The organism is Variovorax sp. V213, from assembly GCF_041154455.1.
In the GTDB taxonomy this organism is placed as follows: Bacteria; Pseudomonadota; Gammaproteobacteria; order Burkholderiales; family Burkholderiaceae_C; genus Variovorax.
Genome location: NZ_AP028664.1, coordinates 1,693,503 through 1,706,948, shown reverse-complemented (window position 1 = coordinate 1,706,948; position 13,446 = coordinate 1,693,503). Strand labels below are relative to the sequence as shown.

Annotated in this window: 15 protein-coding genes; 2 read left to right on the top strand and 13 right to left on the bottom strand. The window is 66.2% G+C overall.

Annotation, left to right across the window (positions count from 1 at the left end; translation table 11 throughout):
• Positions 1-19: 19 nt before the first annotated feature.
• Both mltB and ACAM55_RS08225 read left to right on the top strand, forming a co-directional pair.
• The gene (gene mltB / locus ACAM55_RS08230) at positions 20-1,111 is read left to right on the top strand and encodes a lytic murein transglycosylase B (RefSeq protein ID WP_369655542.1); all 1,092 of its coding nucleotides are present in this window, start codon (positions 20-22) and stop codon (positions 1,109-1,111) included.
• 3 nt (positions 1,112-1,114) lie between these two features.
• Positions 1,115-1,741: an N-methyl-D-aspartate receptor NMDAR2C subunit gene (locus ACAM55_RS08225; protein WP_369655541.1), complete on the top strand. Its 627-nt coding sequence runs from the start codon at positions 1,115-1,117 to the stop codon at positions 1,739-1,741.
• Positions 1,742-1,772: 31 nt separating this feature from the next.
• On the opposite strand, the gene ACAM55_RS08220 is transcribed toward ACAM55_RS08225, so the two are convergent.
• The 13 genes from ACAM55_RS08220 to ACAM55_RS08160 all read right to left on the bottom strand — a co-directional run bounded on the left by ACAM55_RS08220 (position 1,773) and on the right by ACAM55_RS08160 (position 13,406).
• Positions 1,773-2,276, bottom strand: a complete 504-nt coding sequence (locus ACAM55_RS08220; protein ID WP_369655540.1) for a hypothetical protein — start codon at positions 2,274-2,276, stop codon at positions 1,773-1,775.
• The gene (locus tag ACAM55_RS08215; protein ID WP_369655539.1) at positions 2,273-3,352 is read right to left on the bottom strand and encodes a beta-ketoacyl synthase N-terminal-like domain-containing protein; all 1,080 of its coding nucleotides are present in this window, start codon (positions 3,350-3,352) and stop codon (positions 2,273-2,275) included. Before ACAM55_RS08215 ends, ACAM55_RS08220 begins: the two co-directional genes overlap by 4 nt.
• Positions 3,353-3,413: 61 nt before the next feature.
• Positions 3,414-3,689 carry an acyl carrier protein gene (locus tag ACAM55_RS08210; protein ID WP_369655538.1) on the bottom strand — a complete coding sequence of 92 codons (276 nt, stop codon included), beginning with the start codon at positions 3,687-3,689 and terminating at the stop codon, positions 3,414-3,416.
• Positions 3,686-4,843 (bottom strand): ABC transporter permease, encoded by a 1,158-nt coding sequence (locus ACAM55_RS08205; RefSeq protein WP_369655537.1) that lies wholly within the window; start codon positions 4,841-4,843, stop codon positions 3,686-3,688. Before ACAM55_RS08205 ends, ACAM55_RS08210 begins: the two co-directional genes overlap by 4 nt.
• Before the next feature lie 5 nt (positions 4,844-4,848).
• Positions 4,849-5,757 (bottom strand): ABC transporter ATP-binding protein, encoded by a 909-nt coding sequence (locus ACAM55_RS08200; RefSeq protein WP_369655536.1) that lies wholly within the window; start codon positions 5,755-5,757, stop codon positions 4,849-4,851.
• 165 nt (positions 5,758-5,922) lie between these two features.
• Positions 5,923-6,903: a BtrH N-terminal domain-containing protein gene (locus ACAM55_RS08195; RefSeq protein WP_369655535.1), complete on the bottom strand. Its 981-nt coding sequence runs from the start codon at positions 6,901-6,903 to the stop codon at positions 5,923-5,925.
• The gene (locus tag ACAM55_RS08190) at positions 6,900-7,295 is read right to left on the bottom strand and encodes a hypothetical protein (RefSeq protein ID WP_369655534.1); all 396 of its coding nucleotides are present in this window, start codon (positions 7,293-7,295) and stop codon (positions 6,900-6,902) included. Before ACAM55_RS08190 ends, ACAM55_RS08195 begins: the two co-directional genes overlap by 4 nt.
• Complete coding sequence (locus ACAM55_RS08185) at positions 7,295-8,428, bottom strand: beta-ketoacyl-ACP synthase III (protein WP_369655533.1); 1,134 nt, start codon at positions 8,426-8,428, stop codon at positions 7,295-7,297. Before ACAM55_RS08185 ends, ACAM55_RS08190 begins: the two co-directional genes overlap by 1 nt.
• Positions 8,418-9,398, bottom strand: a complete 981-nt coding sequence (locus ACAM55_RS08180; RefSeq protein ID WP_369655532.1) for a dialkylrecorsinol condensing enzyme — start codon at positions 9,396-9,398, stop codon at positions 8,418-8,420. Before ACAM55_RS08180 ends, ACAM55_RS08185 begins: the two co-directional genes overlap by 11 nt.
• Before the next feature lie 161 nt (positions 9,399-9,559).
• A complete protein-coding gene (locus ACAM55_RS08175; RefSeq protein WP_369655531.1) occupies positions 9,560-11,290 on the bottom strand; it encodes an ABC transporter substrate-binding protein in 1,731 nt (576 codons plus the stop codon).
• A gap of 95 nt (positions 11,291-11,385) precedes the next feature.
• Positions 11,386-11,694, bottom strand: coding sequence for a DUF2160 domain-containing protein (locus ACAM55_RS08170; protein ID WP_369655530.1), 309 nt, complete (start codon positions 11,692-11,694; stop codon positions 11,386-11,388).
• Positions 11,695-11,706: 12 nt separating this feature from the next.
• Positions 11,707-12,519, bottom strand: coding sequence for a carbohydrate ABC transporter permease (locus tag ACAM55_RS08165; protein WP_369655529.1), 813 nt, complete (start codon positions 12,517-12,519; stop codon positions 11,707-11,709).
• Positions 12,516-13,406: a carbohydrate ABC transporter permease gene (locus ACAM55_RS08160; protein ID WP_369655528.1), complete on the bottom strand. Its 891-nt coding sequence runs from the start codon at positions 13,404-13,406 to the stop codon at positions 12,516-12,518. The genes ACAM55_RS08165 and ACAM55_RS08160 overlap by 4 nt, the downstream gene beginning before the upstream one ends.
• Positions 13,407-13,446 lie beyond the last annotated feature (40 nt).

Sequence of the window (13,446 nt, the reverse complement as noted above, 5' to 3'; positions counted from 1 at the left end):
GGACGGCACAATCGCTCCCATGCGATTTTTTCTCCCCGCGCCGCCCCGCGCCGCCGCCGTCGTCCTGCTCGCCGCTTGCTGCGCATGGTCCATGGGCGCACAAGCCCAGAAACCCGCCAACGGCCGCGCGGTGAAAACCGTGGTTGGCAGCACGCCCTATGCCACCCGCGAGGACGCCATGCGCTTTGCCGACGACGTGGCCGAGCGCCGCGGCCTCGACCGCGAATGGGTGCGCGCCACCATTGGCAGCGCCCGCTTCCTGCCGAACGTGCCGCGGCTGATGCTGCCGGGCCCTGCGGGCTCTGTAAAGAACTGGCAGGCCTACCGCAGCCGCTTCATCGACGCGACGCGCATCGCCGCCGGCGTGCGCTTCTGGCGCGCCAATGCCGAGACGCTCGCGCGGGCTGAAGAGGTGTACGGCGTGCCGGCGGAAATCATTGTCGGCATCATCGGCGTCGAGACCATCTACGGCCGCAACATGGGCAACTTCCGGGTGATCGATGCGCTGTCCACGCTCGCGTTCGATTTTCCGCAGGCCCACCCGCGCGCGGCCGAGCGCGAAGCCTTCTTCCGCGGCGAGCTCGAGAGTTTTCTCAGCACCGAGAGCCGCACCTCCGAGGACCCGCTGCGGCCCGTGGGCAGCTACGCGGGCGCCATGGGCATGCCGCAGTTCATGCCGAGCAGCATCGCCAAGTACGCGGTCGATTTCGACGGCGACAGCCGCATCGACCTGGTCGACAACCCGGCCGACGTGATCGGCTCGGTCGCCAACTACTTCAAGGCCTTCGGCTGGACGCCCGGCATGCCCGCCATCTACCGCGTGCATTTCGAAGAGGCCCGCCTCAAGAAAGCGGTGCTCCTGGCACCCGACATCCTGCCGAGCTTCAGCGCCGACAGCTTCGTGGCGGCCGGTGCGGTGCCCGAAGGCGACGGCCTGCGGCACAAAGGCCTGCTCGCACTCATCGAGTTGCAGAACGGCGCCGACGCGCCGCCGACCTATGTGGCCGGCACGCGCAACTTCTACGTGATCACGCGCTACAACTGGAGCAGCTACTACGCGATGTCGGTGCTCGACCTCGGCCAGGAGGTCAAGGCCGCCATGGAGCAATAGCCTGTGACGCCCGAGGCACTGCTGGCCAACTGGAACGCCGCTTGGCGCTCGGTGGGCGTAGCCTCAGCCGATGAGGCGCTGTGCATCGAGCTCCAGCGCCGCTACAGCGAGCCGCAGCGCCACTATCACACCCTGCAGCACCTGGGCGAATGCCTGGCGTGGTTCGAGCATGAGCAAGCGCTGGCCGAGCGCCCGGGCGAAGTGGCGCTCGCACTCTGGTTTCACGACGCGATCTACGACGTGCATGCCCACGACAACGAGGCTCGCAGCGCCGATTGGGCACGCAGCGCCATGCTCGCGGCCGGCGCGCAAGCCGAGGCGGCCGAACGTGTGCACGCCCTGGTGATGGCCACGCGGCACGATGCCGTGCCCGAAGGCCGGGACGCCGAACTGCTGATCGACATCGACCTGTCGATCCTCGGCGCGGAGCGGGCGCGGTTCGACGAATATGAACGGCAGGTGCACGCCGAATACGCCTTCGTGCCCGACGAGGTGCGCTTGCCACGCCGCCGGGCCATCCTGCAGCGCTTCCTGGCGCGGGAGGCGATCTACGCCACGCCTCGAATGCATGCGCTGCTGGAGGCACGCGCTCGCGCCAACCTGGCGCAGTCGATCGCGGCATTGGCCTGATTTCGCCGGGCGCGGGCGAGACAGAGGCGTTTCAGGCCGGCACCAGACGCCACCATTCGGAGCGCGGCTTTTCGCCATTGCGCTCCTCCTCCACCACCCCGATCAGCAGGCCGGCCCCGCCGGCGCCGAGCCTCGATAGCCGCAGCAGATGCGCCGTATCGCGGCACAGCGCAAAGCTCGCGTCGCCTTGCCAGTCGAGACAGCGGGCGACTTCAGCCAGCATCAATGCGGGCTGGCCCTGCATGAAGGTGAAAGGCATCAGCGCGCCTGCGTCGAGCTGCGCCAGGCCTGCATGCGTCGCACCCCAGGCGCCGCGCATGCTCGATACGCGCAGGCGGGCACCCATGGGCAATGCCTCCTCGCCCGCCGCATCGAGGCAGCAGCGCGCGCCGTACATCGCGAGTTCGGTCCAGAGGCCCACGCGCCGTGGCCGCCGGCCGAGCCGGTGCGCCAGCTGGTCGCGCCAATCCGCTGGCAAAGGATCGGCGCTGAAGTGCGCAACGGTGCGCCATGCGACGGCGGAACCGGCGTTCATGCGGTGCAGTCCTGCAGCACCAGCGAGGCGTGTCCACCGCCGAACCCGACCACATTGAGCAGCATGTTGCGCAGCCTGGCGGGCGCCTGCGTGCTCAATGCGATGCCGAGTTCGCCATCGATCGCATACCCTGTCGAAGGCCACGCCCCGGCTTCGATACAGGCGACGATCAACGCCAGTTCGGCGGCACCCGATGCGCCCAGCGTATGGCCAAGCGCCGACTTGAGCGACACCAGAGGCGGCAGCGGATCGAAGACCTGCTTCAGCGCCTGCGCCTCGATCGCATCGTTGACCGGGCTGCCCGCGGCTTGCACCTTGATCAGATCGATATCCCGCGGGTTCAACTTGCTCTGCGCCAGGGCCTCATGGCACATGGCAATCACCGCGCTGGCTTCGGTACCCGAGGGGTTGCGGCCATCGACCACGTTGGACCCGCCGGCAATGCGCCAGCGCGCCGCGCGCGAGCCAATGCGCAATGCGGCCACCGCCTCGCCGAGCACCAGCCCGTTGCGGCCGGCGCCGAAAGGCCGCGCGCCGTCAGGCGAGAGCAACTGCATGGCGCCGAAGCCCGCCACGGTGAAGCGGTTGCCGAGTTCGGCCCCGATGACCAGGGCCTCGTCGGCCTCCCCGCTTCGGATCAGGTCGCAGGCCGCCAGCACGGCATTGAGCGCCGAGGTGCAGGCCGTGGAGATTGTGAGAACCGGCCCTTGCCAGTCGAGCGCGCCGGCCACGAGGTCGGCGAAGTCCTGCAGGTCGCCGCCCAGGCGGAGGTCTTGCAGCTCGTGTTCCATGTTGCCGATGTCCAGCGAGGACGATGCAACGAAGAGCGGGCCGGAGCGCCCGCCTGCACCCTCGCCCGCCTGTGCAGCCACGCTGCGCACGGCGCGCTCCAGCCGCCCGGCCCAGCTGCCATCCTGCGGCGGCAGCATGAACACAGGCCACTGCACGCCCTCGGAGACCGCAACCGGTGTGGGCCGCACACCCCCGCGTGCAAGGGCTGTCACGCAGGACGCGGGATCGTTGCCCAGCGCACAGGCCAGGCCCGTGCCGGCAAGATACACGTCCTCAATGCTCACTCGATGACCTTCGTGCTTCGCACTGCGGTGCGAGCTTGCTTGGGGCGGCCCGGCGCGGCGCTCATGTCTTGCCCGCTTGCGCCAGGTGGTCGGCCAGGTGGGCGATGGAGGTGAGCGCGCGGCGCGTTTCCTTGCTGTCGGGCATGCGCAGGCCAAAGCGCTGCTGGATCGTCATCGACACCTGCAGGGCATCGAGCGAATCGAGATCGAGCCGGGCCTCGGGGCCGAACAGCGGCTCGTCGTCGCCAAGGCCGCCCGGCGGCGCGTCTTTTTCGACGGCCTCGAGCACCATGGCCTTCAGGCTGGCAATGAATTCTGCGGATACGGAGTCGGTCACGATGCGGGCCTGCGAAACAGAAAAACAGCGAGCAGGAACATGGCGGCCGCGAACACCATGAGCCGGCCGACCTGCGGCAGGGTGTCGGCCACGCCGCCGCCGCGCAACAGCACGGTGAGCAGCGCTTCCAACCCCCAGTTCATTGGAGAGATTTCGACCAGCCGCTGCATGAAGCCCGGCATGACGAACTTCGGCACCATGATGCCGCCCGCGGCCGCCATCAGCACGTTGACCATCGGCCCGATGGTCGCGGCCTGTGCATGGCTGCGCACCAGGCAAGCGAGGGCAAGCGACAGGCTCACCGCGGCCAGGCTCACCGCGGCCAGCGCCAGCACCAGCGCGCCCCAATGGATGCCCGCGAGCGAAAGCGCGTCACCGCCGATCAGCGGCATCAGCCAGATGCCGGCGGCCAGCATCAGCACGGCCTGCAGCGCGTTGACGCCAAGGTAAGGCAGCGCCTTGGACATCAGCAGCATGAAGCGTGACACGCCCAGGCTGCGCAGCCGGCCCAGCGCGCCCGAACTGCGCTCCTGCACGAACAGGCTCGAGAGCGATGCGACCACGAAGAACATGCCGAACACCAGCCACGCCGGCACGTTCTGCTGCACCGAGGTGGGCCGCGGCCCGGTGGTCGAATAGCGCTCGGCATTCACCAGCGCCTGGATCGAGGCCCCCGGCGGCGGCCCGGACGTGCCGGGCACCGCCAGCGCGAGGCGCGCCTTCAGTTCGCCCGAAGCGCCGGCCAGCTCCGCGCGCAGCGCGTTGAAAAGGTTGGCATCGATGCCCGGCTCCGTCAGCAGCCGGATGTGGGCCCTGGTCGACAGCGCGGCCGATTCGAGCTCCGCCGAAAGGCCTGGCTCCAGCACGATCACGTACTTGAGCGCGCCGCTGCGCAGCTGCACCTGCCAGTCGGCATCGAGCGCTCGGGGTGCGCCATGGCTGCGCTGCCAGATCTGCTGCAGCCATTGCGCAGGCGTCCCGGTGTCGCGCACGTCCACCGCGTAGCTCAGCTCGGCCAGCGGCGGGCGGTAGATGTCTTTCAGCGTGAGCGACATCAGCACGATGAAGACCATCGGCATGAAGAACAGCGCCGCCAGCCCGTGCATGTCGCGCACGAGTGCGAGCAGTTCCTTCTTGATGAGCGCAAGCAGCATGGCGTTCAGTCCCGCAAGGAGCGATGGGTGAGTGCCATGAAAAGCTGTTCGAGATCGTGGCGGCCGAACTCGGCGTGGCGCACGTCGATGCCTTCGGCTTCCAGGGCCTGCAACACGGGACCTGGGCCGGTGCCTTCGTGCAGGTGAATGCGCCAATGCACGCCGCCCTGCTCCACCGTGCCGAAACGCGAGAGACTCTCTGCGTCGAGCCCGTCGGCCGCCAGCGTCAGCAGCATGGCGCTCTTCGACAGCAGCTCTTCGAGCGAACCTTCGCGCAGCACGCGGCCTTGGTCGAGGATGGCCACGCGGTCGGCGATGGCTTCGATCTCTTCCATGTAGTGCGAGGCATAGATCACCGCCGCGCCTTGCTGCGCCAGGCTCTTGATGGCATCGAGGATGAAGGCGCGCGATTGTGGATCGACGCCCACCGTAGGCTCGTCGAACAGCATCAGCTCAGGTTCGGGCAGCAAGGCGATCGCCAGGTTGAGCCGGCGTTTCAGTCCGCCCGAGAGGCGCTCGGCGCGCACGCCCGCGAACTGTTCGAGCTGGGCAAACTGCGTGCAGGCTTCGATCCGCGCCTTCTTGCGCGCGCCGGAAAGCCCGCCCGCCGCGGCGAAGCATGCGAGGTTCTCGGCCACGGTGAGCATGGGATAGAAGGCCTGGTCCTGCGGCGCCACCGCGATGCGCGTGGGCGCCCGAGCGCGCACTTGCTGCAGCGGTTGGCCGTCGATGCGGATCTCGCCCGACTGCACGGCCAGGGCGCCCGAGAGGTGAGAGATCAGCGTGGTCTTGCCGGCGCCGTTGGGTCCGAGCAGGCCCATCACGCAACCGCGCGGAACCGCGAGCGAGACGTCGGCCAACGCGGGCCGCTCGGCGTGCGGATAGCGGTAGCCGAGGTTCTTCAGTTCGAGCATCGGCGTGTCGCTCGTTCGGGGCGCTGTTCTTCGGGGCACGGCTTTTCGGGACGCGTGCACAGGCCACCGGGTACTCCCCTCCGCGAATGTCCCCCGTCGGCGGGAGCGCGCCCTGAACAGCGCATTTCGCACCCCAAGCACCGAATCGAAAAGCGACGATCCATCTCAGGCAACAACAGCCTTGAGGTCACGAAAGAATGTCTCCTCCTGCTGCGCCTGTTCACGCAGCTTGTCAGCCAGCGCCACCGGATCCACAGGCTCTCGCCCCTTCACCATGCGCGCTGCCTTGAGTGCGAAGGCGCGCCAGCCGTCGCCGATGGCGATGAGCCGTTCGGACATCTGCTGCAGCTGCGGCTTGCCGAGCAACTGCGCCGCCTCTTGCAGGAAGCCCGCATAGATGAAACGGAAGCCCGCCCCACCCGTGCCGATTTCTTCCTGCATGCGCACCACGTGGCCGATGAAATCGACACTGCGCGGATCGGCCGGCGACAGCTTCTGCATGCGCCTGGCCAGCGTGCGCATGCCGCGCACGCCGACAATGGGAATCGGCGCCAACATGGTGCGCACCGTCTTGCGGATGGCTTTTTGCACCGATGCCGCATCGACCGTCTTGCGCTCGATGGCCTGCGGGTAATACATAAGGCCCTTGGGCGCGAGCACGCCCTTGGCAAAGCGTGCACGCGAAAGATCAGCGCTGGCGCAGCGCACCGGCTCCTCGAACACGGGGTCGCTGATCAGGTAGTCGTCGCCCTCCTTGCCGTAGACCAGCAGGTTGTGCGCATTGAAGTGAAAGCGCATGTTGGGCGGAAAGTACGGCAGCCAGTAGACCGAGGTCTGCAGGCCCACGATCTGCCCGCCGGCCAGCAGGGCGTCGAGGCGCTGGGCACCGGCCTCGGGACTGCGGAAGGTCTCGAAGCGGAAGCGCGCGGCCATCGGCGCCAGCAGGCCCTTGATGATGGCCTTGGGCGGCATGCGGTATGAAATGAGCGGCAGCCCCGAAAGCTTGATGAACGGCAGGTAGGCGAACGACAGCGCCGACGACAGGCCGAGCGCCATGCTCTCGGTCATGGGTACGCCGTGGTGGCGCATCAGGTTCGAGATGACGCCGCTTTCGCAGTGCGCAGCTTGTTGATGTTCGAAGTTCACGGCAGGCCTCGCAAGGTGGATACGGGCAGGCCCAGAGCCTCCGAATAACGCGCCAGCTGCTTCGCGGACAGCGCTGCGAAGTGCTTGGGCATCAGGTGGCGCCGTACGCGCCATTGCCAGAATCCGCTGGTCTGCGATAGCAGCGCCACGTCCATGCGACGCTCGTACATCCAGTATTCGAGCGGCGACGCGAGCCCCTGGACCACGCGCTCTCTGGCCGCCTGCGCCTGCACGACGAGCACGTCGACCGCATGGCTGGTGACGATTTCTTCCGCCTCCCAGCCACGCGAACGGGTGGTCACGACGCGGCCCTGCGCGTCGCGCGCATACATGAGCTTGGCGTGGCCGTCGAGTGTGGCGTTGCCTTCCTGCGGAACATCATCAAGATTCATCAGACCGCTTCCAGATAGATGAAACCGCTCGAGAAGCGGCCGCTTTCGGGTACGAACATCAGCAGCTTGTGGCCGGGCTTGATGCGGCCCGAACGGAACAGCTCGTCGAGCATGATGTAGGGCGACGCCGACCCGGTATTGCCCTTGCTCGCCAGGTTGCTGAACCAGCGTTCGCGCGGAATCGCGAAGCCCATCGATTCGAGGCAGCGACTCACCGGCTCGACGAAATAGCCGGACGACAGGTGCGGCAGGAACCAGTCGACGTCGGCCGCCTTCAGGCCGCGCTTCTCGACGATGGCCGCCAGCGGCTCGCCCAGCGTGGCGCGCACGATGTTCTCGTTGAGCAGGCGCACGTCCTGCTTGACGGCGAAGGTCGACTCGCGCCGCCAGTCTTCCGGCGCGGTGCGCGCCCAGCCGTCCAGCCCGCCTTCGGCGTTCTTGTCGGCGCCTGCATACATGCACACCGGCAGCTCGTGCGCGGCGGAAGACAGGTCGATCCATTCCACGCGCAGCGACAGCGGGCCGCGCGGCTCGCGCTCGAGCAGCACGGCGCCGGCGCCGTCGGAGAGCATCCAGCGCAGGAAGTCTTTCTCGAAGGCGAGTTCCGGACGCTCCTCGAGCGCTTCGAGCTTGTGTTCGAGTTCGGCCTCGAACCTGGATCCGCGCATCACGGCCGAAGCCAATTCCGAGCCCGTGGCCACCGCGCGTCGCGCGTCACCCGAACGTACCGACAACCACGCATGCTTGAGCGCCGTGGTGCCCGCCAGGCAGATGCCCGCGCAAGCCACCACCTCGAGCCGCGGCCAGCCGAGCTCGCCATGCACCATCACGGCGTGGTTGGGCATCAGCTGATCGGGCAGCGAGGTGCCGGTGGCGAGGCAATCCACCGGCCCGATGTCGCCCAGCGCCCGAATGGCCGAGGCGGTGAGCTGCGCATTGCTCATGGCGAGCCGGCCGGTGGCCCGGTCGATGGCGTAGTGGCGCGACTGGATGCCGTTGCTGCGAAGAATCAGCCGCCGTGCGCGCGACGCCTTGCCGCCGATGCGACCGAGGACGTCTTCGATGTCTTCATTGCTGACCGGGGCAAAGGGCAGAAAGGCGGCAGTGCGGGTCAGGAAGACATCAGTCGTCATAGAGGGGGGAACGATCCGTGGCCGAGCCCGAGGGGCGCTCGAAATGAGCCGTCATTTTAGTCAGCCACCCCTTGAACAAAGGCCGCAGCAGCGCCTGCAGCGTCAAGCTCACGGGCACGACCGTGACAATCAGCACAAGAAGGAAGACCACATAGAGCAGCAGCAACGGCTTGCGCTGCCATGCGCCGGGCCGCCCCGCCGCCATGATCAGCCTGCCCCAGAGGAAAAAGCTCCGCGTGCCGGCTTTTTCGCTGATCAGCAGCCGGGCGTCGGCCCGCACTGCGCCCAGCCCCGCGAGCAGCGGCTGCGATCCGCGTTCGAGGTCGTTGTGCAGCGCCTCGCGCAGCGCGCGGCCGAAACGGCCCGCGCCCTGGATCTGTTCGGCGCTGAGGCCGGCGTCGGGCATGCCCCAGAAGCCGCGCTTGCGGCCCCAGATGAGCCAGGCCGGCGTGGTGAAAAAAGTGGCCAGCGTCGGGCCGGGGTCGGTCAGCACCACGTTGTCGATCAGGCGTGCGCCCACCGCATCGAGCAGGCCCTTGAGCTTCTCGTGCGCCAGCAGCCACATGTTGCGGCAGGCGATGACCGTGACGACCGGCTTGCCCTCGAGCAGGCGGCTCGCCAGCGAATGCTTGAGAAAGGCGGCAATCGGCTGCGATGGCGCCAGGAACCAGACCTGGTACGGCAGGATGACCAGATCGAAGTCTTCGTCCCCCGAGAGCGAAAGCGGCGCCAGCGGCGGCGGCTTCAGGTGGGCCGACTCCGGAAAGGCATCGAAGAAGGTCAGGAACGGCCAGGGAAACGGAAAATCCGCCTGCGGACGCAGCGTTTCGACGTGAACGGAAATCTGCGGATCGGCCCTGAGCGGCGCAACGATCTGCTCGGCGACGCTGCCGAGCTGGCCGGTCTGCGAATAGTGAATCACCAGGACACGTTTGGGGCGCGCGGCGGGGCTGGAAATGCTTGAGGTCACTTGCTGGGGCTGAGCGGGGGCCGTCGAATGTAAGCCAAGCGTCGCACTGGCGCATCTGCCATTGGTCATGCCGTCGCGCCGGCCCCACGGATAGGGACGAAAAAAAGGGCCGCACCCTTCGGCGCGGCCCTGGTCGGCTGTTTTGCAAGAAACGCAGGCGGTCAGCGCGCCTTGCCTTCCTTCCAGGCTGCCAGCATCTTGCTGTACTCGATGGTCTCGCCCTTGGGCTTTTCGTTGGCCAGCTTCTTCCACGGCGCGTTCTTGTCGCTCAGCCATTTGTTGGGGTCACCCTTGGCGTTGAGCTTGGGTGCGCAGTGGGCCATGCCGGCGCGCTCGAGGCGGGCCATCACGTTGTCCATCTCGTCGGCCAGGTTGTCCATCGCCTTCTGCGGGGTCTTCTCGCCCGTCACGGCCTCGGCCACGTTCTTCCACCAGAGCTGCGCGAGCTTCGGATAGTCGGGCACGTTGGTGCCAGTGGGCGTCCATGCCACGCGGGCCGGGCTGCGGTAGAACTCGACCAGGCCGCCGAGCTTGGGCGCCAGGTCGGTCATGGCCTTGCTCTGGATATCCGACTCGCGGATCGGCGTGAGACCGACGATGGTCTTCTTCAGCGAGACGCTCTTGGAAGTGACGAACTGGGCATAGAGCCAGGCGGCGGCGGTCTTGTTGGCGTCGTGGGCACTGAAGAAGGTCCACGAGCCCACGTCCTGGTAGCCGTTCTGCATGCCCTGCTTCCAGTACGGGCCGTTCGGGCCGGGCGCCATGCGCCACTTGGGCGTGCCGTCTTCGTTCACCACGGGCAGGCCCTTCTTGGTCATGTCGGCCGTGAAGGCCGTGTACCAAAAGATCTGCTGTGCGATCTGGCCCTGGGCCGGCACCGGCCCGGCTTCGCCGAAGGTCATGCCCGTGGCTTCCTTGGGCGCGTACTTCTTCATCCAGTCGATGTACTTGGTGAGTGCATAGACCGCGGCCGGCGAATTGGTGGCGCCGCCGCGCGAGACAGAGGCGCCTACCGGCGTGCACTTGTCGTCGCCCACGCGGATGCCCCATTCGTCGATCGGCATGCCGTTCGGAATTCCGATGTCTGCAGTGCCTGCCATCGAGAGCCAGGCATCGGTGAAGCGCCAGCCCAGCGACGGGTCTTTCTTGCCGTAGTCCATGTGGCCGTAGATCGGCTTGCCGTCGATGGTCTTCACGTCGACGCTGAAGAACTCGGCGATGTCCTCGTAGGCGCTCCAGTTGAGCGGCACGCCCAGGTCGTAGCCGTACTTGGCCTTGAATTTGTCCTTCAGGTCCTTGCGGTCGAACAGGTCGGCGCGGAACCAGTACAGGTTGGCGAACTGCTGGTCGGGCAACTGGTAGAGCTTCTTGTCCGGCGCCGTCGTGAAGCTGGTGCCGATGAAGTCCTTGATGTCCAGACCCGGATTGGTCCATTCCTTGCCCGTCCCGGCCATGTAGTCGGTCAGGTTCATGATCTTGCCGTAGCGGTAGTGCGTACCGATCAGGTCGGAGTCGGAAATCCAGCCGTCGTAGATCGACTTGCCCGACTGCATCGAGGTCTGCAGCTTCTCGACCACGTCGCCTTCCTGGATCAGGTCGTGCTTGACCTTGATGCCGGTGATCTCCTCGAAGGCCTTGGCCAGCGTCTTCGACTCGTACTCGTGCGTGGTGATGGTTTCCGACACCACCGAAATCTCCTTGACGCCCTTGGCCTGGAGTTTCTTGGCGGCATCGATGAACCACTTCAACTCTGCGGTTTGCTGATCCTTGGTCAGGGTCGACGGCTGGAATTCGCTGTCGATCCACTTCTTGGCTTCGGCTTCGCCCGCCGAAGCGCCTTGCGCGGCGAACATCGCCGCTGCCAGTGCCAATGCCGTGTAGCGCATCTTCATGAGTCTGTCTCCTCGGTTGAAAGCTTCCCCGGTTTTTTCGATCGCGGCTCCGGGGAGGCGGAGAGCCGGTCGCGTCTGAAAAAGAATCCTTGGACCTAGCCTTTGCGCATCACCAGCGCCAGGAGAAACATCGACAGCACGAAGCTGATCCAGATCGAGGGCTCGGCCTGCAGGCTCAGCCATTCCTGGAGCTTGCCGGCCAGGCCGATGAAGACCAGGTTCAGGTAGGCCGCCGACAGCAGGCCGATGAAAAGGCGATCGCCGCGCGTCGTGGCAATGGGCAGCCAGCCGCGCCGCATGGTGGTGGGCGACTTGAACTCCCACACCGTCATGCCGACCAGCATGAGCGCGATGCAGATGAAGAAAACGGCCACCGGGGTGGTCCAGACCATCCAGTCGAACATCTACTTGTCTCCTTAGACACGACCCATCGCAAAGCCTTTTGCGATGTAGTGGCGGACAAACCAGATCACGATCGCGCCAGGCACGATGGTCAGCACCCCAGCCGCTGCCAGCGTGGCCCAGTCCATGCCCGAGGCGCTCACCGTGCGCGTCATGGTCGCGACGATCGGCTTGGCGTTCACGCTGGTCAGCGTGCGGGCCAGCAACAGCTCGACCCAGCTGAACATGAAGCAGAAGAACGCCGCCACGCCCACGCCGGCCTTGATGAGCGGCAGGAAGATCCTGACGAAGAAGCGCGGGAACGAGTAGCCGTCGATGTACGCCGTCTCGTCGATCTCGCGCGGAATTCCGCTCATGAAGCCTTCCAGAATCCACACCGCCAGCGGCACGTTGAACAAAAGGTGCGCCAGCGCCACGCCCAGGTGCGTGTCCATCAGGCCGACCGTGCTGTACAGCTGGAAGAACGGCAGCAGGAACACCGCGGGCGGCGTCATGCGGTTGGTCAGCAGCCAGAAGAACACGTGCTTGTCGCCCAGGAACGAATAGCGCGAGAACGCGTACGCCGCCGGCAGCGCCACGGTGAGCGAGATCACCGTGTTGATCGCCACGTAGATCAGGCTGTTGATGTAGCCCGAGTACCACGACTCGTCGGTGAAGATGCGCGCGTAGTTGGCCCAGGTGAGCTCATGCGGGAAGAACGAGAAGCTCGAGACGATCTCCTCGTTCGTCTTGAAGCTCATGTTGACCATCCAGTAGATGGGCAGCAGCGCGAACAGGATGTACAGCACCAGGAAGATGCTGCGCTTGTGGAATCTTTTTTCGTTCATTGTTCTTTCTCCACCTCTTGCGTGCCCACCCGCTGCATCCAGTTGTAGAGCACGAAGCAGAACAACAGGATGATCAGGAAATAGATCAGCGAGAAAGCTGCCGCCGGCCCCAGGTCGAACTGGCCCACGGCCTTCTGCGTGAGGTATTGGCTCAGGAAAGTGGTGGCATTGCCCGGACCGCCACCCGTCAGCACGAAGGGCTCGGTGTAGATCATGAAGCTGTCCATGAAGCGCAGCAGCACCGCGATCATGAGCACGCCGCGCATCTTGGGCAGCTGGATGTAGCGGAACACCGCGAACTTGCTGGCCCCGTCGATGCGCGCCGCCTGGTAGTAGGCATCGGGAATCGAGCGCAGGCCGGCAAAGCACAGCAGTGCCACCAGCGGCGTCCAGTGCCACACGTCCATCACCAGCACCGTAAGCCAGGCGTCCGCCGCGCTGCCCGTGTAGTTGTAGTCAACCCCCAGCTTCTGCAGCGCGTGCCCCAGAAGGCCGATGTCGGCACGGCCGTAGATCTGCCAGATGGTGCCGACCACGTTCCATGGAATGAGGAGCGACAGCGCCACCACCACCAGCACCGCGGAAGACTTCCAACCCTTGGCCGGCATCGACAGTGCCAGGCAGATGCCCAGCGGAATCTCGACCAGCAGCACCGAGAGCGAGAAGCCCAGCTGGCGCCACAGCGCCTGGTGCAGCTCGTCGTCGCGCATCACCGAGGCGAACCATTCGGTGCCGACGAAGACGCGCCGGTCGGGCGAGATGATGTCCTGCACCGAGTAGTTGACCACCGTCATCAGCGGCACGATGGCCGAGAAGGCCACGCAGATGAGCACCGGCAGCACGAGCCACCAGGCCTTTTGATTGATGGGCTTGTTGGTTGGGTTCATTGAAATACCTCCGTGCTCCGCACTGCGGTGCGAGCTTGCT

Coding starts and splice junctions, on each gene's coding strand:
- ACAM55_RS08205 (WP_369655537.1), bottom strand. CDS start 4,843: ATGCTGCTTGCGCTCATCAAGAAGGAACTGCTCGCACTCGTGCGCGAC.
- mltB (WP_369655542.1), top strand. CDS start 20: ATGCGATTTTTTCTCCCCGCGCCGCCCCGCGCCGCCGCCGTCGTCCTG.
- ACAM55_RS08200 (WP_369655536.1), bottom strand. CDS start 5,757: ATGCTCGAACTGAAGAACCTCGGCTACCGCTATCCGCACGCCGAGCGG.
- ACAM55_RS08170 (WP_369655530.1), bottom strand. CDS start 11,694: ATGTTCGACTGGATGGTCTGGACCACCCCGGTGGCCGTTTTCTTCATC.
- ACAM55_RS08175 (WP_369655531.1), bottom strand. CDS start 11,290: ATGAAGATGCGCTACACGGCATTGGCACTGGCAGCGGCGATGTTCGCC.
- ACAM55_RS08220 (WP_369655540.1), bottom strand. CDS start 2,276: ATGAACGCCGGTTCCGCCGTCGCATGGCGCACCGTTGCGCACTTCAGC.
- ACAM55_RS08165 (WP_369655529.1), bottom strand. CDS start 12,519: ATGAACGAAAAAAGATTCCACAAGCGCAGCATCTTCCTGGTGCTGTAC.
- ACAM55_RS08160 (WP_369655528.1), bottom strand. CDS start 13,406: ATGAACCCAACCAACAAGCCCATCAATCAAAAGGCCTGGTGGCTCGTG.
- ACAM55_RS08185 (WP_369655533.1), bottom strand. CDS start 8,428: ATGACGACTGATGTCTTCCTGACCCGCACTGCCGCCTTTCTGCCCTTT.
- ACAM55_RS08190 (WP_369655534.1), bottom strand. CDS start 7,295: ATGAATCTTGATGATGTTCCGCAGGAAGGCAACGCCACACTCGACGGC.